A 20556-nucleotide genomic window follows, 5' to 3' on the forward strand; every position below is an offset into this window, starting at 1 on the left:
GTTCGGGCAGGTCGACGGCGCCGTGCACGCGGCGCTCGACCTGCGGGACCGCACCATCGCCCTCATGGACGAGGAGGACTTCCTCGCCGGGCTCGCGCCCAAGGTCGCCGGAGTCACCGCCTTCGCCCGCGTCTTCGGGGCCGAGCCGCTGGACTTCATGCTGGTCTTCTCCTCCGCGGTGTCCTTCGTGGAGGCTGGCGGTCAGGCCAACTACGCGGCCGCGAGCACCTTCGAGGACGCCTACGTCCAGTGGCTCGACCGGCGGCACGACTACCCGGTGTCCGTCGTCAACTGGGGCTTCTGGGGCAGCGTCGGCGCGGTCGCCGACGACCGGATGCGGGCGGCCTTCGCCCGTCTCGGCGTCGGCTCCGTCGAACCTGCCGAGGGCATGGCGGTGCTGCGCCGGATCATCGCGGGGCGGCTGCCGCAGACCCTCGCGATGAAGGCGGACCGCGCGGCGCTGCCCGCCATGGGCATCCGGGTCGCGGGTACGCCCGAGGGAGAAGGGCCGGCCCGTACGTCGCCGATCGCGGCGAGTGCCGCGCCCGGCCCGGCCACCACGACCCCGGCCCCGGCCCAGGTCGCGGTCCCGGACCCGGTGGCTGCCGGTGCGGACGGGCTGTCGGCCGAGGCCGTGCGGTCCTACGTCGCCGGGGTGTTCGCGGAGGTCCTCAAGTACGAGAGCGCGGCGCTCGACCCGGAGGCCACCTTCGAGACGTTCGGCGTGGACTCCCTGGTGAGCCTCAACATCGTCGACCGCTTCGAGCAGGACCTGGGCGACCTGCCGCAGACCCTGCTCTTCGAGTACATGACGATCGACCAGGTCGCCGGGTACTTCCGCCAGGAACACGGCGAGCAGCTCACCCGGGTCATCGCCCCCGCCCCTGCCCCCACGCAGGACCAGGGCCAGGACGCCGTGGCCGCGTCCCCCGCGGCCGAGGTGGTGTCCGGCGCCGCCGTCCAGGGCGGTGACGAGGAAGTGTTCGCCCGGGCGCAGGAGGCGTTCGCCGCGGTCGAGGCGTTCAGCCGCGATCTGCTGCGCCGCACCTTCCCGCGCCTGGACGGCGTGCCCCGGCCCGGCGAGCGGATCACGGCCGACGAACTCGCCTCCCGGCTCGGCGTGGTCCGCCGGCACCGCCGCCTCTTCGACGCCGCCCTGAGCATCCTGCGGTCCTGCGGAGCGGTGACGGGCGACGCGGACACCCTCACGTTCGCCGAGCCGTCGGCGGCACCGGGGGCCCGCGTGGAGGGCGCCGAAGTCGCCGCGCTCTACCCGGAGATGAGCGGTCACGTCACTCTTCTGGAACGCACCCTCGGCGCCCTGGGAGAGGTCCTCGCGGGCCGCAGGAACCCGATGGACGTGCTGTTCCCGAAGGGCTCCGTGGCCCTGGTCGAGCCCATCTACAAGGGCCAGCCCATCGCCGACCACTACAACCGGCTGCTCGCCGACGAGGTGGCCGACGCCGCCCGCCGCGTGCGCGCCCAGGAGGGCCGCCCGGTCCGGGTCCTGGAGATCGGGGCGGGTACGGGAGCCAGCTCCCGTACCGTGCTGGCCGCCCTGGCTGCCGCGGACGCCGGGGCCCACTACTGCTACACCGACATCTCCCCGGCCTTCCTGCGCCACGGCGAGCGGGAGTTCGGCCCCACCTATCCGCAACTGGCCTTCCACACCCTCGACATCTCCCGCGATCCGGTGGAGCAGGGCATCGAGGCCGCCTCGTACGACGTGGTGCTCGGCACCCATGTGCTGCACGCCACGCCGGACATGGAGCGCACCCTGCGCAACATCCGCACCCTGCTGCGGCCGGGCGGACTGGTCCTCGTCAACGAGATCACCCGCTTCTCCGAGTTCCTCACGCTCACGTTCGGTCTGACGACCGGCTGGTGGATGTACGAGGACGCACAGTGCAGGCTGCCGCACTCACCGCTGCTCGCCCCGGTCCAGTGGCGGCAGAGCGCGGCGGCGGCCGGGCTGCGCACCGTGCGCACCGGCGGTCTGCCGGGCGTACCCGCCGACGAGCTGGAGCAGTCCCTGGTCGTGGCGGAGCGGCCCGTCGAGGACTCCGGCGACGCGTCACCGGACGGTGCCGCGGACGAGCAGTCGCCCGAGTCCGTGCGGTCCTATGTGACCGGCGTGTTCGCCGAGGTGCTCAAGTACCGTGCCGAGGACCTGGATCCGGCGGTGACCCTCGAGAACTTCGGGGTCGACTCGCTGGTGAGCCTCAACATAGTCGACCGCCTCGAGCAGGACCTGGGCGATCTGCCGCAGACCCTGCTCTTCGAGTACACGAGCATCGACAGCATCGCGGAGTACCTGAGCGCCGAGCACGGGGAGCGGCTCGCCCGGGTCCTGGGCGGGGCTCCGGCGGCGGCCCAGGACCAGCCCTCGGCTCCCGTCCCCGCCCCCGTTTCCGTCGATGTCCCCGCCCCCATCCCCGTTTCCGTCCCCGTCGACGTCCAGGAACCCGAACCCGAACCCGAACCCGAACCCGAGCCCGAGCCCGCAGCGGCGGTGCGGACCCCGGCCGGCGACGACCCCGCGGATCCTCTCGACATCGCCGTCATCGGCGTCGTGGGCCGCTACCCCCAGTCCCCCGACCTGGAGGCGTTCTGGCGCAATCTTTCCGAGGGCCGCAGCTGCATCACCGAGATTCCGTCCGAACGCTGGGACTGGCGCCGCAACTTCGACCCGGACAAGAGCCGCAAGCACCGCAGCTACAGCCGCTGGGGCGGCTTCCTCGAGGACATCGAGATGTTCGACGCCCCGCTCTTCGGCATCCTGCCGCGCGACGCGGCCGACATCGACCCGCAGGAGCGGCTGTTCCTGGAGAGCTGCTGGGAGCTCCTGGAGACGGCCGGATACCTCGGCACGTACACGCACGAACCGCAGACCGGTGTCTTCGCCGGGCTGATGTACGGCGAGTACGGCCTCCTCGCGGCGGCCACCGACTGGCCCGAGGGCCGCTACGCCACCGGCCACTCCGCGTACTGGTCGATGGCCAACCGTGTCTCCTACACATTCGACCTGCAGGGCCCGAGCCTCGCCGTCGACTCCGCCTGCTCGTCCGCGCTCAGCGCCATCCAGCTGGCCTGCGAGAGCCTGCGCCGCGGTGAGAGCCGGATGGCGATCGCGGGCGGTACGAACCTGATCCTGCACCCGGCCCACTTCGCGGCCCTGTGCGCCCGCAACATGCTCTCCGCCGCCGATGCCTGCCGCGTCTTCGACGACGGCGCCGACGGATTCGTCCCCGGCGAGGGCGCGGGCGCGGTGCTCCTCAAGCCGCTCGCGCAGGCCGAGGCCGACGGCGACACCATCTGGGGGGTCGTCAAGGGCGCGTTCAGCAACGCGGGCGGCAAGGTGAGCGGTTACACCGTGCCCAACCCCAACGCCCAGGCCCGGCTCGTGGAGCGGACACTGCGCCGCTCCGGCGTGCACCCGCGGACGGTGTCGTACGTGGAGGCCCACGGCACCGGCACCGCGCTCGGCGACCCCATCGAACTGGGCGGTCTGACCAAGGCGTTCCGCGCCGCGGGCGCCACCGACGACGGCTACTGCGCCGTCGGATCGGTGAAGTCCAACATTGGCCACCTGGAGGGCGCGGCCGGTATCGCCGCCGTGACGAAGGTGCTGCTCCAGCTCAAGCACCGCGCTCTGGCGCCCACCATCCATCTGGACCGTCTCAACCCGAAGATCGATTTCGCGGGTTCGCCGTTCGGGCCGCAGCGCACCGCCGAGCCCTGGGACCGTCCGGTCGCCGGTGTGGACGGCGCGGAGCGCAGCTGGCCGAGGCGGGCCGGCATCAGCTCGTTCGGAGCGGGAGGAGCGAACGTACACATGATCCTGGAGGAGTACACCGGCCAGGACCCGCGGGACGCCGAGGACACCATGGGCGCCGCTGGTGCCGAGGAGCCGGAGCTGTTCGTGCTCTCGGCGCTCGACCGCGAAACCCTCGCCCGGCACGCGGGGCGTGTCGCCGACTTCGTGGCCGGCCCCGAAGGCGCGCGTGTCCGGCTCGCCGACCTGGCGCACACGAGCAGGGTGGGGCGGCGCGAGCTGCCCGAGCGCCTCGCGGTGACGGCCGCATCGCACATACAACTCGCCGCCCGGCTGCGGGAGTTCGCCGCGACCGGGGCGGCGGGCGAGGGCGTGACCACCGGCACGGCCCGCAAGGGCGGGGCCGGCAGCGGGCTCGGTGCCCAGGAACTCGCCGCCGCCCTGGCCGGGCGCCGCTGGGCGGACGCCGTGGAGCACTGGACGCTCGGGGGCCGGGTCGACTGGCGTACGGCGGACGCGGGACGCCCGGTCCGCAAGGTCGCGTTCCCGACGTATCCCTTCAACCGCAGCCGCCACTGGATCACCTCCGACCCGCACCATCTGGCGCCGGAGCTTGCGAGCGGCGGCCGTCCGGCCGAGGAGCCGCTGTCCGGTTCGGAGCCGGCGGCCCCCGAACCGGCCTCGACCCGCCTCCCCTCTCCGGAGCCGGCCGGCCCCGAACCCGTAGCCGCAGAACGCCCCGTCGCGGTGCCCGTCCCGGTGCCCGACCTCGTGCAGCCGGTCGAGGACAACGATCGCGACGAAGGCGGCCCCGCGGCCGACGTCACGGCCGAGCGCGGGGCCACCCACCCGGCGCTCGCCCTCGCGGCGCATCACCGGATCTCCGGTGCCCGCTGGGTGCCCGGGGTGTCGCTCCTGGAAGTGGCCCGCGAGGCCTGTCCCGGCGCGGACGGCTCCGCGGGGGCCGAATTCCCCTTCCGGCTCGGCTCCGTGCGCTGGCTGACGCCCGTCGACCTGGACGCCGGGACCGACCGGGTGACGGTCGGCTTCACCGACGACGGCACCGGGACCTCGTTCCGGATCACCGCGGGCGGCCCGTCCGGCACCACCGTCGCCCGGGGAACCCTCACCGAGGGCCCCTGCGCCGACGACGCCGGCATCGACCTGGCCGCCGTGCGGGACCGCAGCACCGGGCGCCCCGACCCCTGCGAGTTCTACGACGCGTTCGCCCGCGCGGGCCTGGAGTACGGCCGCCCCCTGCGCACCGTCGCGGACCTGTGGACGGGCACCGGTGAGTGTCTGGCCCGGCTGAGCCTGAGCCGCCTGATGCGCCGCGTCGGCCCCGCCCACGCCCTGCACCCCGCGCTCCTCGACGGCGCGCTGCAAGCGGTGTCGAGCCTGTGCGCGGCGGACAAGTCGTATCTGCCCGTCGGCATGGGGGAGATACGGGCCCATGGCGCACTGCCCGCGGACAGCTGGGCCTACGTCAGGGAGGTCACGGCCGAGGGCGGGACGGGCGGCCGGCGCCGGTTCGACATCCGGCTCACCGACGGCACCGGGCGGGTCCTGCAGGCCGTGGACGGCCTGGAGATCGCCCCGCGCGCCGGAGGCGGCGCGCCCGAGACCCGTACCCGCTACCTGGCACCGGTGTGGACGCCCGCGCCTCTGCCCGCCGGCCAGCAGGCGCCGGGCACCGTGCTCCTGTGCGGCGCCGAGACGCCCCAACGCCTGGAGCTCGCCGGGCAGTTGACGGCCGCGGGCAGCACCGTGGTGTGCGCGTCCGACGGCCCGGCCTTCGCCCGCAGCGACGCCGGCCCCCACGCCGCGTACATCCTGCGCGGCACCGAGCCGGCCGAGCACACCCGGCTGATCGAGGACCTCGCGGGGCGCGGGCTGCTGCCGGATGCCGTCGTACACCTGGCCGACGAAGCGGAAGCCGACATCCACCGACAGGACGTCGACAGCGGTGAGTCGGTCCTGCCGTTCGTCCTGTGGTCCGCGGTGGCCGTGCTGGGCAGGCCCGAACGCCCCGGCCTGCGCGTCGTGTTCGCCCACCGCGCGGGTGCACAGGGCGCCGAGCCCCTGCACATCGCGGTCGGCGCCACGCTGCGCACCCTCGGCCTCGAACACAGCAGGTTCAGCGGCGTACGCGTGGAGCTGCCCGCGGGCGGCGTCGGCACGGACGCGGTCGTCGCCGAACTGCGCGCCGCGCGGCCGGGTGCCGTCGAGGTCTCGTACGCCGCCGACGGTGGCCGCAGCGAGAAGAACCTGGAGCCGTTCGAGCCGCCGGCCGCCGGTCTGTGCGACTTCGCGCCGCGGGCGGGCGGCACCTATCTGATCACCGGCGGCGCGGGCGCGCTCGGTCTGCACTTCGCGGCCTACCTGGCCGGGCGGGCACCGGACGACGCCACGATCGTGCTGGTCGGCCGCTCGCAGCCGGGCGACGATGCCGCCCGCCGCATCGCCGAGCTGAACGGCGACGGGGCCCGGGTGCTGCACCGGCCCGCCGACCTGCGGGACGCGGCGTCCGTGGAGCGCCTGGTGGCGTCCGTCAGCGCCGAGTTCGGGCCGCTGCGCGGTGTGCTGCACTCCGCGGGCGTGACCCGGGACGCCCGGGCGGTGAAGAAGACGGCGCGGGAGCTCGACGAGGTCCTCGCGCCGAAGGTGTCCGGGACCGTGCACCTGGACGCGGCGACCGCGGACCAGCCGCTGGACTTCTTCGTCCTGTTCTCCTCGATGTCCGGCGAGTCGGGGAACCTGGGGCAGGCCGACTACGCGTACGCGAACGCGTTCCTCAACGCCTTCGCCGCCCGCCGCGACGGCATGCGCGCGGCCGGGCTGCGGTCCGGGCGCAGCCTGTCGATCGGCTGGCCGCTGTGGGCCGACGGCGGGATGACGGTGGACGACGCCACCCGCGAGATGTTCGCCCGCACCTGGGACATGGTGCCGCTGAGCACCCACGCGGGTCTTGAGGCCTTCGTCCGGGGACTCGCCTGCGAACTGCCCGCCCTGTGCGTGGTGGAGTCGCTGGTACGGCGTGAGGCGGAGGCCCCGGCCACAGCGCCGCGGCCCGCTGCCGCGCGGCAGGCGTCGCCCGCCATGGACGTGGCGGCACTGCGGGAGCTCGTGGAGCACGAGGCGCGGGTGCTGGCCTCCGGGTTCCTGCTCGTGGACCCCTCGGAGGTCGACGTGGCGGCCGAACTGCTGGAGCTGGGATTCGACTCGATCACGCTCACCGAGCTGGTCAACAAGGTCAACGAACGCTTCGGCCTCGACCTGCTGCCCACGGTCCTGTTCGAGTGCCCCGACCTGGTCTCGTTCGCGGAGTACCTGACGCAGCACCACGCCGCGGAACTGGCCCTGCACTACGCGCCGGACAGCCCGGCCGAGCGCACGGAAGTACGCGACGAGCCGGCCGTGTCCGACGGCGCACCCGCCCCGGCCCCCGCGTCACCGGTCGTCCCCGCGTCTCCTGCGCCATCGGTCCCGACCGTGACCGCAGTGACCACCTCACCGGCACCCGCACCGGCACCGGCCGGCCGCGCCGAGATCGCCGTCATCGGGATCGCCGGGGTGTTCCCCGGCTCGGCGGACGCCGACGAGTTCTGGGAGCACCTCGCGGGCGGCGTCGACCTGGTGCGGCCGGTGCCGAAGGACCGCACCGCGATCCGCGCCAACCCGGCCACCCGCGAGCTGCGCGGCGGCTTCCTCGACTCCGTCGACACCTTCGATGCCCGCCTCTTCGGCATCTCGCCCAACGAGGCCGCCCTGATGGACCCGCAGCAGCGGCTCTTCCTGCAGACCGCGTGGCGGGTGTTCGAGGACGCGGGCTACCGTCCGGCCGACCTCGCGGGCGCCCCGTGCGGCCTCTTCGTCGGGGTCGCCACCCATGACTACGACGACCTGCTCAAGGAGAACGGCGTCGCGGTACAGGCGCACACCGCCACCGGTATCGCCCACTCCGTCCTCGCCAACCGGGTCTCGTACCTTTTCGACCTCAACGGTCCCAGCGAGGCCGTCGACACCGCCTGTTCCAGCTCCCTGGTCGCGATCCACCGCGCCCTGCGCGCCATCCAGGACGGCGAGTGCGAGCTGGCCGTCGCGGGTGGCGTCAACGTCATTCTGACCCCGGGTCTGCTGGAGTCCTTCACCCAGTCGGGCATGCTCAGCCCGGACGGCCGCTGCAAGACCTTCGACGCCGACGCCGACGGCTATGTCCGCGGTGAGGGCGTCGGCGCGGTCCTCCTGAAGCCGCTGGCCCGGGCCGAGGCCGACGGTGACCACATCTACGCGGTGGTCAAGGGAACCGCCGTCAACCACGGCGGCCGCAGCAACTCCCTGACCGCGCCCAACCCCGAGTCCCAGGCCAGGGTCGTGGCCGCCGCCGTGCGCGAGGCCGGGGTGGAACCGGACACCATCACGTACATCGAGGCGCACGGCACCGGTACCCGGCTCGGCGACCCGATCGAGATCGAGGGCCTGAAGAAGGCGTTCACGACGCTGCACGAGGAGCGCGGCGAGGCCGTGCCGGACACCGGGCGGATCGCCATCGGCGCGGTGAAGACCAACATCGGTCACCTGGAGACGGCCTCCGGGATCGCGGGCGTCCTCAAGGTGGTGCAGAGCATGCGCCACCGCGCGCTGCCCGCGAGCCTGCATCTGCGCCGGCTCAGCCCGTATCTGCGGCTCGACGGCACGCCGTTCACGGTCAACGACCGCCACCGCCCGTGGGAGCCCGCCCTCACGCCGGACGGCAGGCAGGTGCTGCGGGCCGGGGTCAGCTCGTTCGGCTTCGGCGGCTCCAACGCCCATGTGGTGCTGGAGGCGTACCCGGCGCGGACCGCGCCCGCCGTACAGGACTTCGCCCCGCACACCGTGCCGCTGTCCGCCGGCGACCCGGACGATCTGCGGGGTTACGCGGCACGGCTCGCCCGGCACCTGGCCCGCACGCCGGAGGCCGATCTGGCGCGGGTCGCCTACACGCTGCAGACGGGCCGGACCGGGCACCGGCACCGCTTCGCCGTCCGGGTGCGGGACCGTGACGAGCTGATCGGCGCCCTGGAGGCATTCGCCGCCGGGAAGCTGCCGGACCACGCGGCGACCGGAACGGCCCGCCGTGACGCTCCCTCCGTGCAGAGCGACGAGGACCCCGCGCTGCTGCGGAAGTCGTGGTGCGAGGGCGCCGACGTGCCGTGGCACACCTGGTGGCCGAAGGCCCCGGGACGTGTCCCGCTGCCCACGGCGCCGTTCGCCCGCACACGCCACTGGTTCCCCACCCCGGATGCCGAACCGACGGCGCCCGCCGTACCCGCACGCAAGGAGGCCACCATGACAGCCCGCAGCGAGGCGCAACCGACGCGCCGCGGTCCCAAGATCCGCCTCGCGGCGCCGAGGAGTGCGGGGGGTGCCACGGCGTCTGCGCCGACTCGGGAACCCGTTCCCGCGCCGCCGGCTCCGGCTCCGGCTCCCGCCACGACGGCACCGCAGCCGGTCCGGGCCGACGTACCGCCCCCGGCCCTCCCCGAGGCGGCGGCCGCCTCCACCGTCGTCGGCCTGCTGCGCGGTGAACTGTCCAAGATCCTGGGCATGCCGCCCGAGGAGATCGAGAACGACGCCCCCTTCGGCGAGCTGGGCCTCGACTCCATCTACCGCATGGACCTCGTCCGCACGCTCAACGAGGCCTTCGGCCTGGACCTCAAGGCCACCGAGCTCTACAACTACGACACCATCGGCAAGCTCACCGAGTTCGTCGCGCCACTGGTCGGCCCCGCCGTTGCCGCTCCCGCCGCCGAGCCGGTCATGGCCGAGGCACCGCAGCAGTCCTCCGCGTCACTGGAGGACCTGGTACAGGACGTCATCGAGCGTGAGCTCGGCCGCACCGCCGACCCCGCCAAGTCCTTCGTCGACAACGGCTTCGGCTCCTTCGACATGCTGCGGGTCGTCGCCTCCCTGGAGCGGGTCTTCGGCGCCCTGCGCAAGACGCTGCTCTTCGACCACCCCACGATCGGCGCGCTGGCCGCGCATCTCGCCGAGACCCACGGTCCGGAGGCCGCCAGTCGTCTGTCGTCCCCGCCGCAGGACCGGCCCCGGCCCGGGCCCGCCGCGTCCCAGGAGCCGTACACCGGCGGGGCGCTGGTGGTCGAGAAGAAGGCCCTCGCGGGTCAGCCGGAGCTCGCCTCGGCGGTGGCCGGTCTGGAGAGCGCGTACGGCCGGGAGGGCGGACTGCCGGGCCGCGACATCGCCCCGCTGATCTTCCTGGGCGCGGGCCGCACGGCGTACTTCAACTTCTCGGTCCGGGACGACGCCATGCTCACCTGGAGCTACGTCGGCCCGACCGAGGAGATGCCCGCCCTGGCCACGGAGTTCGTGCGCTACGGGCAGGCGCACGGCCTGGCCGCGAACATCGTCTCGCTGATCCGCCTGGAGGAGGTGGACGGCGTCCGGTTCACCGCCACCCCCTTCGGGGCGCTCCAACGGCTCGAGGGGATCAAGGACTTCAGCCTCGAAGGCGGCCGGATGCAGCGGCTTCGCTACGCGGTCCGCAAGTTCGAGAAGGCCGGCACGTGCCGGACCGAGGAGTACACCGTCGGCTCCGACCCGCGTACCGACCAGGAGATCACCACGCTGATCGACCGGTGGTCGGCGGCCAAGGAGATGGTGAACCCGTACGTCTCGACTGTCCGGGACGAGATCGGCCGCGGCATTCTCGCCGCACGGCACCGGATGTTCCTCACCTATCTGGACGACCGGATGGTCAGCGCCGTCATCGTCACCAAGATTCCCTCCGAGGACGGCTATCTGCTCGACCTCGAGTTCTATCCCGAGGACGCGCCGCTCGGCAGCCTCGACCACACCGTCGTGCAGATCATCGAGCGGACGGCGGCGGAGGGCTGCACCGTCTTCAGCTTCGGCGGCAGCTTCGGCGCCAAGGTCTGCGAGTCGCCCAACGCCGCGCCGGAGGCCGAGGCCGCCCTCACCGAGCTGCGCTCGCGCGGCATCTTCACCGGTGACGGCAACCTGCGTTTCAAGAACAAGTTCCGTACGGAGAATCTGCCGCTGTACCTGTGCCAGCCCGCGGACGCGGAGCGCACCGATGTCTCCCGGCTGATCCTGATGATCGCCAACCCGGAGGTGGGCGGCGACCGCGCCCCCACGGCCCCGACCGCCCTGGCAGCCCCGGCTCCGCGGCAGGCCCCTGCAGCGCCGGCTCCGTGGCAAGTCCCTGCGGCCCCGGCTCCGCAGCAGGCCCCCGCCCCCGGGCAGGCCCCGGCCGCCCGGCCGAAGCCCGCCGCCGCTCCCCCGGCGGCCGTCGCGGCCCAGGCAACCGAGGTGCCCGCCGACGCCCGTCGCCGTGAGCGGCAGCTGGCGGACCACGGCTGGAACGCGCTCCATCTGGCCTCCGGCGACGTCGAGTTCGACCTGATCACCGACTCCTGGGCCGAACTCGACCGCCCCTTCGTGCACTCCCGGACGGCGCGGCTGCACGCCGGGGCCGCCGGACGTCCCGTGGGCCAGACGCTCGAAGGGCTCGATCTGCTGCCGTTCTCGTGTGTCGTGGCCACCACGTCCGGGCGGGCCGCGGAAGCGGCGCTGTGCCGGGCCTGGCCGCAGCAGGGCGTCGTGGTGCACAACTCGCTGTTCCCGACCTGGTACTTCAGCCACCTCGACCACGGGTTCACGCCCGTCCCGGCCCGTCGCGCGGCCACCACGGACGACGGTGTCTTCCGCGGCGACCTCGACCTCGGCCATCTGAACGGGCTGCTCACCGAACACGCGGGCCGGATCGCCTTCCTGTGCGTGGAGGTCAGCAACAACGCGCAGGGCGGGGCCGCGCTCAGCCTGCACAACCTCACCGGCATCCGGGAGACCGCCGACCGGCACGGCCTGCAGCTCGTCCTGGACGCCACCCGTGTCCTGGACAACGCCGCGCTGATCGCCGCGCACGAACCGGCACAGACGGGCCGCGATCCGCTCGACGTGGCGCGCGAGCTGCTCTCCCTCGCCGACAGCGTCACCATCAGCCTCTCCAAGGACTTCGGCGTGGACACCGGCGGGATCGTCGCCACCGACGACCCGACCGTCGCCCACCACCTTCGGGAGCGGATCGCGCTGCGCGGCCCGGAGGCGGGCCGTGCCACCCGCGCGCTCGCGGCCGCCGCGCTCGACGACCTCGACTGGGCCGCGACGGCGACCGGCGAACGGGTACGCCGCGTGGCGGACCTGCGGCAGGCCCTCGCCGCGGCCGGCGCCCCGGTCGCCCCGGGCACCGGCACGCACTGCGTGCTCCTCGACACGGCGCGCCTGCCCGCGCTGCGCGGCCATGAGCACCCGGTGCCCGCCTTCCTCGCCTGGCTGTATCTGCACACCGGAATCCGTGCCGCCGCCCACCTGGACGACGGTCCCGGCACCTCGTCCCTGGTGCGCCTCGCGCTGCCGGTCGGGCTCGGGCAGCGGGAGACCGACGAACTCACCGCCCGGCTCACGGCGCTGTTCGGCGCCCCACAGCAGATCCCGGAGCTGCTGCTCGCCGCCTCCGACGGGCCCGCCGCCCTCGCGTCGTACCACCCGGTGGAGCAGGTGCCCGACGACATCCGGGAGGCGATGGCCGAGGGCCACACCGCCGAGAACGACAACTGGGCGGTGCTGCGCGAGCACCACCCGGATGTCGAGCGGGTGCTGCTGCGGCTGCCCGCGGGCGACGGCGGCGGCGACGTCGAGGTGTTCACGGCGGGCGCGGGCCCGGCGCTGCTCATGATGCTTCCCTTCAACATCGGCGCCGGGCTGTTCGGCCCCCAGTTCGCGGCGCTCAGCGAGCGCTACCGGGTGATCGTGGTGCACCACCCGGGGGTGGGTGACACCACCGCGTGCGAGGAGCTCGGCTACGAGGGCATCGCGGATCTGTGCCTGCGGGCACTGCGCAGGCTCGGCGTCCAGGGTCCCGTGCACGTGGCGGGCGCGTCCTTCGGCGGGATCACCGCCCAGACGTTCGCCCTGCGCCACCCGGAGTCCACCGCGTCACTGACCCTGATCGGCAGCTCGTACAAGCTCGGCAACCGGGCCGGAGAGGTCAACCGGCTCGCCCTGGTGGCCAAGGAGGACTTCGACCAGGTCCAGTCACTCAGCGGTTCCTCGCGGCTGGACCGTGAACGCGCCCGCTTCGAGCGGCTTCTGCTGCGCTGCGAAAGCATGGACCCGCAGACCGGCCTGCGCTACCTCGACGTGTTCGCCGCCGCGCCCGACCTGCTCGGCCGGCTCGGCGACATCGCCGTGCCCACGCTGATCGTGCAGGGCCGGCACGACACGGTCATCCCGCAGAAGACGGCGCACCTGCTGCACGGTGCCATTCCCGACGCCCGCTACCACGAGGTGCCCGACGCCGGGCACTTCCCGAGCCTGTCGAGCTCGGAGGAGTTCAACGCCGTCCTGTCCGCCTTCCTCGAGGAGCACCCGGCTTGACTTCCCCACTCTCCCTGGAGGGAGAGGGTTCCTACGGCTCGCGCCGTGGGGTTTCCTGCTTCATCGTCGATTGCCCGCCCGGAGTTCTCCGTTGAGGTCTTACACCAGCTCCACAGGCCGTTGCCGCCAGCCCGGCGGCCAGAAGGTTGTTCGCTGCGTTCTCGTCCCGGTCGTGGGTCGTTCCGCAGTTCTCGCACGTCCAGGTGCGGATGTTGAGCGGCATGCGCCCGGCGAGTGCACCGCAGGCGGAGCACAGCTTGGAGGAGGGGAAGAAGCGGTCTACTGCGACCACATCCCGCCCGTACCAGGCTGCCTTGTACTCCAGCATGCTCCGGAACTCGGCCCAGGACGCGTCACTGATCGCGCGCGCCAGGGTGTGGTTCTTGACCATGTTTCTCACGGTCAGGTCCTCGATCACGAGCGTTTGGTTTTCACGCACGAGTCGAGTGGTCAGCTTGTGCAGGTGGTCCCGGCGCCGGTCGGCGATCTTCGCGTGCACTTTGGCAACCTTGCGGCGGGCCCTGGCCCGGTTGTTGCTGCCCGGCGTCTTGCGGGACAGTTCCCGCTGGGCCCTGGCGAGCCGGGTCCGGTCCCGCCGCTCGTGCCGGGGGTTGGCGATCTTTTCGCCGGTGGACAGGGTGAGCAGATGGGTGAGTCCCGCATCGATGCCCACCGCCGTGCCGGAGGTGGGCAGGGGCTGAACAGTCGCGTCCTCGCAGAGCATCGAGATGAACCAGCGGCCGGCCGCGTCCTGGGACACGGTCACCGTGGACGGGGCCGCCCCGTGAGGCAGAGGCCGCGACCACACGATCGACAGGGGCTCCGTCATCTTGGCGAGCGTGACCTCGCCGTCCCGGAAGCGGAACCCCGACGTGGTGTACTCGGCGGACTTACGCGACTTCTTCCGGGACTTGAACCGCGGGTACCGGGCCCGTTTGGCGAAGAAGTGCGCGAATGCCGTCTGCAGGTGCCGCAGCGTCTGCTGGAGCGGCACCGAGGACACCTCGCCGAGGTAGGCGAGTTCCTCGGTCTTCTTCCACTCGGTGAGCAGTGCGGACGTCTGGTTGTAGTTGATCCGCTCCTGCCGCGCCCAGGCTTCGGTACGAGCCGCCAGGGCCATGTTGTAGACCTTGCGCACACATCCGAACGTGCGCGACAGCTCCGCTGCCTGCGCATCACTCGGATAGAAGCGGTACTTGAACGCCCGCTTCACCTGGCCCCCGGTCACGCTCACAAAGTAGCCGCCCCACTACTTACGGCCAAACCTGCGGGTCAGAGGGCTGCGATCCACCCTGACGGCAAATCGCAGCCCGTTGCCCTGCTCCGCAGGAATCCGTTTCCTCGCCGCCCTGAAGGGCGGAATATCCACGGAGGTATGCGATGACCATCACCTCGTCGCTCGACGTCAGGCCCGAGATCAGACAGGCCGTCACGGTGCGGCCCGGCATGTGCGGCCCCGGCTCGCTGTTCGTCGGCCAGCTCGGCGACTGGACCTGGGAGACCGTCAGCGCACAGTGCGACACCGATGTGTTCGCGGCCCGCGACGCCTCGGGCAACCCCACCTATCTGGCGTTCTACTACTTCCGGGTGCGCGGCGGACGGGAGCTGCACCCCGGCTCGCTCACCTTCGGTGACCGTCTCACCGTGACCTCGGGCTGCTACGACCAGGGCACCGAGTCGGTGCTCACGCTGCACCGCATCGACCGGGCGGGCAGCGAGGACGCCCAACGCCCCCTGGATCTGCATGAGTTCTACGAGCGGCCGCGGGACGGGTCCCTGTATGTGGAGAACTTCAACCGCTGGGTGACCCGCTCCGCGCCGGGCAGCAACGAGGACCTGGTGAAGTCCTCGCCGCCCGGGTTCCGCAATGACGGGCTGCCGCAGCTGCCGGCCGCGTACTCGCCGCGTGCCGTGTACCGCGAGGCACGCACCGCGCACACCTTCCGCGCCCTGGACGAGCCCGGTTTCCGTCTGCTGCCCGACACGGTCGAGGTCGAGCACCCGGTGGACATCGTCCGTGACGTCAATGGCGTCGGACTCCTCTACTTCGCCTCGTACTTCTCCATGGTCGACAAGGCCGCGCTCGCCCTGTGGCGCCGGCTCGGCCGCTCCGACCGGGCGTTCCTGCGCCGGGTCGTGGTCGACCAGCAGATGTGCTACCTCGGCAACGCCGACCTGGACTCGGTCCTGACCCTCGGCGCCCGCGTCCGGGTCAGCACCGAGACGCCCGGCGAGGAACTCGTCGACGTCGTCATCAGCGACCGCGACAGCGGCCGCGTCATCGCCGTCAGCACGCTGCACACCCAGCACTCCCAGCACGACGCTCACGACCCGAAGGGGGAAGCATGACCCAGGCACCACCGGATGTGCGGGCACAGACGGCCCGGCTCGTCGTCGAGGTCGTCACCGAGATCCTGCCCGGTGTCGACCCTCGACTCATCGGCGGAAAGCGGCATTTGAAGGACCTGGGGGCCGACTCCGTGGACCGGGTCGAGATCATCGCGGCCCTCCTCGACCGCACCAGAGTGGACGCCCCGATGTCCGACTTCAGCGACCTGCCCGACATCGACAGCCTCATCGACTTTCTGAGCGGAGCCCCGCGATGACCGCGACCGGTGCCGAACAGGCCTATGGCATCGAGGCCTTGAACGTGTGGTGCGGTCTGGCCCGCCTCACCGCCGCGGACCTCTTCGCGGGCCGCGGCCTCGACCCCGAGCGCCTCGACAACCTCATGATGTCCGAGCGCTCCATCGGCCTGCCCATCGAGGACCCCGTCACCAACGCCGTGAACGCCGCCCGCCCCCTCATCGAGGCCCTGTCGCCCGAGGAGCGCGCCCGGATCGAGCTGGTGGTGACGTCCACCGAGTCGGGGGTCGACTACAGCAAGTCCCTCACGTCGTACGTCCACAAGTACCTGGGCCTGAACCGGCACTGCCGCCTCATCGAGGTCAAGCAGGCCTGTTTCGGCGCGACCGCGGCCGTGCAGACCGCGGTCGGTTATCTGGCCTCCGGGATCTCGCCCGGGGCGAAGGCCCTGGTCATCGCCACGGATGTGGCGGTGGTGGACGAGAAGGCCGAGTACTCCGAGCCCGCGGCAGGGCACGGCGCCGCGGCCATGCTCCTGAGCGACCGGCCCCGCGTCCTCGCCATGGACCTCGGCGCGTTCGGCAACTACAGCTACGAGACCCTCGACTCGGCCCGGCCGTCGCCGCGCTTCGACATCGCCGATGTCGACCGCTCGCTCTTCGCGTATCTCGACTGCCTGAAGAACGCGTACGCGGACTACGCCGCACGCGTGACCGATGTGGACTTCACCCGCGACTTCGACCATCTCGTCATGCACACCCCGTTCGCGGGCCTGGTCAAGGCCGGGCACCGCAAGATGATGCGCGAGCAGGGCGTCACCGGGCCGCGGATCGACGAGGACTTCGCCCGCCGTGTCGCCCCGTCCCTGATCTACCCGGGCGCGGTCGGCAACCTGTGCTCCGGGTCGGTGTATCTGGCCCTGGCCAGCCTGCTCGACTCCGGTGTGGTGACCGCGCCGAGCCGGGTGGGCCTGTTCTCGTACGGCTCCGGCTGCTCGTCGGAGTTCTTCAGCGGAATCGTCGACGAGCAGTCCGCCGCGACCGTCGCCGAACAGGGCATCGGCAAGCGTCTCGAAGCCCGGGCCCGGATCACCTTCGACGAGTACCTGGCGGTCCTCGAACACAATCTCGAGTGCCTGGTGCCGGTCGAGAACCGCACCGTGGACCCGGCCGAATGGGAGCCGCTGCTCGACCGGGTCGGCGACCGCCCGGAGATCCTCACCTTCACCGGCGTCAAGGACTACCACCGCCAGTACGCGTGGCGCTGACCCCGGCGCGGCCGTCCGGCCGCGGCCCGCGACCACAGCAGCGACAAGGAGACGATGTGTACGGCTCTCGGACGGCCACCCGGCCCGCCGGCGAGGACGAGGCTGCGGCCGGCCTGCGCCTGTTCTGCTTCGCCCACGCGGGCGGCGGAAGCTCCTTCTTCCATCCGTGGCGGCGGGCCCTGGGGCCCGGCGTCGACGTGCGCCCCGTCGTCCTGCCCGGCCGTGAGCGCCGGGCGCGGGAGACCTCGCACACCCGGATGGGCCCCCTGGTCGAAGGCCTCGTCACCGAACTGACCCCTCAACTCGACCTGCCGTACGTCCTGTTCGGGCACAGCCTCGGATCGATCGTCGCCTACGAGACCGCTCGGGCCCTGGTCGAGCAGGGCTCACGCCCTCCTCTGGCGCTGCTCGTGTCCGGGCGGCGCGGGCCCTTCGTGCCGGACCACAGGCGCCCGGTGCACACCCTGCCGGAGGACGAGTTCCTCGCCGAGGTGTCCCGGCTCGGCGGCACCCCGTCCGAGGTGCTGCGTCAGCGGGACCTGCTGCGGCACTTCCTGCCGCCGCTGCGCGCCGACCACGAGGTCAACGAGACCTATCGGCCGGTGCCGCCGCCGGGACCGGCCCTGACCTGCCCGGTGTTCGCGTTCACCGGTGACGCCGACCCTCTCGCCGACCCCCACGCGGTGGCCCGATGGCGCGAGGTGACCAGCGGCGACTTCCGGCTGCGGGTCTTTCCCGGCGACCACTTCTACCTGAAGGGGGCGCCGGACGACCTGATGTCCGCGCTCCGGGCGGCCATGGGCTCCGTACATCAGGGCTCAAGTGTTCTTCGAAGGCAGGTTCATAAAGTTGCCACGTGATTGTCATGTGCCGACTGACTGACCGGGAGGCCAGATGAACCTGCTGGATGTCACCGAACCCACCGGATTCGATGCCCGGCTGCGTGACTTCCTGCGCGACCAGTCGCCCCACACCACGACGACGATGGTCAGACGGAACCAGAGTGCCTACAGCTGCGGCGGCCAGGACCGCAACGTGTACTTCCTGGAGAGCGGCCGGCTCAAGACGGTGATGTTCTCCCGCTCGGGCAAGGAGTGCCTCCTGCGCATCCACACCCCCGGGAGCATCTTCGGTGAGCTGTGTTCGCTCGGCGGGATCCGCGAGGAGTCGGCCATCGCGATGCGCGACAGTGTCGTCCACCGCATGTCGTACGAGCACTTCCTGTCCTCGATCACCGAGGCCGGGATCGTCGACGAGTTCATCAACCACCTCACCCGGCGCCTCGCCGAACAGCAGCAGTCCATCACGCATCTGGTGACCGTCGACAGCGAGCAGCGGCTCGGCGAGATCCTCCTCGACCTCGCCCGCAAGCTCGGACGGGGCGACGGGCGGCGGCCGCACATCGCGGAGCGGATCACCCACGAGGAGCTGGCCGGCATGGTCGGCACCACCCGCTCGCGCGTCGGGCACTTCCTCAAGGGCTTCCGCGACCGGGGTCTGGTCGAGGTCACCCGCGAGTCCCACCTGATCATCGACCAGAGCCGGCTCGCCGCCTATCTGGAGAGCCGATGCGTCTGATCCCGCCGCAACGCCCCATCGACCCTCACGAGGTGACACCCCCATGTGGGACCACAAGTTCGAGACTCTGCTCAGGGACCGGCTGCCCGGTCTCGACGCCGACGCCCCGCTCACCGAGGATCTGCCGCTCGCGGCCTTCGGGCTCGACTCGATGGCGACGGTCGGCCTGATCGTGGCCATCGAGGAGGGCTACGGCACGCCCCTGCCCGACGACGCCGTGACGCCCGCCAACTTCATCACGCCCGGCACGGTCTGGGAGCTGGTCAGCTCCCTCGACGGAGCCGGCCGATGAGCGGCGCCAAGCTGCTGCACCACTGGTTCCTCGACGGTCTGGCCCGCAATCCGCGGGGCACCGCGCTCCGCATCAACGACCGCAGCTGGACCTATGCCGAGGCGGACCGCACCGCGCGCTCCTGGGCCGCGGCCCTGCACAGCGGGGGGCGCGCGCCACGCCGGGTCGGGGTCCTCGCGGCGAAGAGCGAGGAGAGCCTGCTCGGCTTTCTGGCCGCGCTGTACGCGGGCTGCACGGCCGTCCCGCTCAACCCGGAGTACCCCGTCGGCCGCAACCGCGACATCGCCGCTGCCGCCGGGCTCGACGCGCTGATCGTCGACCCCTCGGGCGCCGCCCAGCTCGACGAGGTGGCCGCGGCCGCGCCGCCGCTGGTCACGCTGGCACCGCGGCTCGGCGAGTGGAGCGGACCGCGGCCGGGCACCCCCGTCCTGATGCCCGACCCGGCAGGGGACCGGGCCCCCGCTCAGGGCCCCGACTCGCTGGCGTACATCCTGTTCACCTCGGGCTCCACCGGCCGCCCCAAGGGCGTGCCGATCCGGCACGGCAATGTGTCCGCCTTCCTGGCCGCCTCCCTGCCGCGCTACGACTTCGGACCCGACGACGTCTTCGGGCAGGTCTACGAGCTCACCTTCGACCTGTCCATGTTCGAGGTGTGGTGCGCCTGGTCGAGCGGAGCGTGTCTGACCGTCCTCAACCGGCTTCAGGCCCTCAACCCGGGCCGCTACATCCGCGCTCACGGCATCACCGTGTGGACCTCGACGCCCAGCCTGGTCGCCGCGCTGCGCACCCGCGGCCTGCTCGGCGGGAACAGCCTGCCCTCCGTGCGCCACACCGTCTTCTGCGGCGAGCCGCTGCCCGAGGAGAGCGCCGCGTACTGGAGCGCGGCGGCACCCGGCACGTCCATCGACAACCTCTACGGCCCCACCGAGCTGACCATCGCCTGTACCGCGTACCACTGGGTCCCCTCCCCCGGTTCGGGCACCGTGCCCATCGGAGAGCCGAACACCGGCCTTCGGTACGTCCTTCTCGACGACGGTCAGGTCGGCGCCGACACCGGCGAACTGTGCGTCACCGGGCCGCAGATGTTCGACGGCTATCTCGACCCCGCGAACGACACGGACCGCTTCCTGACCCACGACGGTCAGCGCTGGTACCGGACCGGGGACCGGGTGCGCCGCACGCCCGACGGCACTTTGGTGCACCTCGGCCGCGACGACGGACAGGTCAAGATCCACGGCTATCGGGTGGAGCTGTCCGAAGTGGAGGAGGCCGTGCGGGCCTGCGCGCCGGGCACCGAGGCAGTGGTCCTCGCGGTCCCGGGAGCGGCCGGACCCGTCCTTGCCGCCTTCGTCATCGGCGACGACGCGGCCGGCCGGCTGACCGGGACGGCCCAGGACCTGGCCCACCGGCTGCCGCCGTACATGCTGCCCGCCCATCTGTGGGCGCTGGCGGACCCGCCCCTGAACCCCAACGGCAAGACGGACCGCCTGCGGCTGCGGGAAGAGGCGGCACGCCGCCTGGGCAGGAACCTCGCCCCGGCGTCCTGAACCGGCTGACGGCACACGGCAGTTGACGGTGGAGCAGGCCCGGATCAGACCCGGG

9 protein-coding genes (1 of these 9 cut by a window edge) are annotated in these 20556 nt (G+C 72.4%); 8 read left to right on the forward strand and 1 reads right to left on the reverse strand.

The annotated features are described in order from the left end of the window. Positions 1 to 13231, forward strand: the 3' portion of a protein-coding gene (locus OG574_RS51955) for an SDR family NAD(P)-dependent oxidoreductase (protein WP_326779342.1). Its footprint begins 8801 nt before the window's first position; 13231 of the gene's 22032 nt are visible here — the last part of the coding sequence; its start codon lies beyond the left edge, outside the window; its stop codon occupies positions 13229 to 13231. A 31-nt stretch (positions 13232 to 13262) separates the two neighbouring features. Here the strand turns inward: OG574_RS51955 and OG574_RS51960 are convergent, their stop codons facing one another. Next, positions 13263 to 14459 (reverse strand): RNA-guided endonuclease InsQ/TnpB family protein, encoded by a 1197-nt coding sequence (locus OG574_RS51960; RefSeq protein ID WP_326779343.1) that lies wholly within the window; start codon positions 14457 to 14459, stop codon positions 13263 to 13265. 152 nt (positions 14460 to 14611) lie between these two features. On the opposite strand from OG574_RS51960, the gene OG574_RS51965 reads away from it, so the two are divergent. The 7 genes from OG574_RS51965 to OG574_RS51995 are packed head-to-tail and all read left to right on the forward strand — an operon-like array spanning position 14612 to position 20501. Further along, positions 14612 to 15580 carry an LnmK family bifunctional acyltransferase/decarboxylase gene (locus tag OG574_RS51965; RefSeq protein ID WP_326779344.1) on the forward strand — a complete coding sequence of 323 codons (969 nt, stop codon included), beginning with the start codon at positions 14612 to 14614 and terminating at the stop codon, positions 15578 to 15580. Continuing rightward, on the forward strand, positions 15577 to 15837 hold the full coding sequence (locus OG574_RS51970; RefSeq protein ID WP_326779345.1) for an acyl carrier protein: 261 nt from the start codon (positions 15577 to 15579) through the stop codon (positions 15835 to 15837). The genes OG574_RS51965 and OG574_RS51970 overlap by 4 nt, the downstream gene beginning before the upstream one ends. After that, on the forward strand, positions 15834 to 17084 hold the full coding sequence (locus OG574_RS51975; protein WP_326779346.1) for a hydroxymethylglutaryl-CoA synthase family protein: 1251 nt from the start codon (positions 15834 to 15836) through the stop codon (positions 17082 to 17084). Before OG574_RS51970 ends, OG574_RS51975 begins: the two co-directional genes overlap by 4 nt. A 56-nt stretch (positions 17085 to 17140) precedes the next feature. Further along, entirely contained in the window at positions 17141 to 17944 is an 804-nt protein-coding gene (locus OG574_RS51980) for a thioesterase II family protein (RefSeq protein ID WP_326779347.1), read from the forward strand. 34 nt (positions 17945 to 17978) lie between these two features. Then, positions 17979 to 18662 carry a Crp/Fnr family transcriptional regulator gene (locus OG574_RS51985; protein WP_100596206.1) on the forward strand — a complete coding sequence of 228 codons (684 nt, stop codon included), beginning with the start codon at positions 17979 to 17981 and terminating at the stop codon, positions 18660 to 18662. A gap of 43 nt (positions 18663 to 18705) precedes the next feature. Further along, positions 18706 to 18954: an acyl carrier protein gene (locus tag OG574_RS51990; RefSeq protein WP_100596205.1), complete on the forward strand. Its 249-nt coding sequence runs from the start codon at positions 18706 to 18708 to the stop codon at positions 18952 to 18954. Beyond that, positions 18951 to 20501: a D-alanine--poly(phosphoribitol) ligase gene (locus OG574_RS51995; RefSeq protein WP_326779348.1), complete on the forward strand. Its 1551-nt coding sequence runs from the start codon at positions 18951 to 18953 to the stop codon at positions 20499 to 20501. The genes OG574_RS51990 and OG574_RS51995 overlap by 4 nt, the downstream gene beginning before the upstream one ends. The last annotated feature ends 55 nt before the right edge of the window (positions 20502 to 20556 follow it).

The organism is Streptomyces sp. NBC_01445 (assembly GCF_035918235.1).
Lineage (GTDB): Bacteria > Actinomycetota > Actinomycetes > Streptomycetales > Streptomycetaceae > Streptomyces.

What these genes read in the sequence shown, in the direction of transcription:
- OG574_RS51965 (WP_326779344.1), top strand. Translation starts at nt 14,612, where the DNA reads ATGACCATCACCTCGTCGCTCGACGTCAGGCCCGAGATCAGACAGGCC.
- OG574_RS51970 (WP_326779345.1), top strand. Translation starts at nt 15,577, where the DNA reads ATGACCCAGGCACCACCGGATGTGCGGGCACAGACGGCCCGGCTCGTC.
- OG574_RS51975 (WP_326779346.1), top strand. Translation starts at nt 15,834, where the DNA reads ATGACCGCGACCGGTGCCGAACAGGCCTATGGCATCGAGGCCTTGAAC.
- OG574_RS51985 (WP_100596206.1), top strand. Translation starts at nt 17,979, where the DNA reads ATGAACCTGCTGGATGTCACCGAACCCACCGGATTCGATGCCCGGCTG.
- OG574_RS51990 (WP_100596205.1), top strand. Translation starts at nt 18,706, where the DNA reads ATGTGGGACCACAAGTTCGAGACTCTGCTCAGGGACCGGCTGCCCGGT.
- OG574_RS51995 (WP_326779348.1), top strand. Translation starts at nt 18,951, where the DNA reads ATGAGCGGCGCCAAGCTGCTGCACCACTGGTTCCTCGACGGTCTGGCC.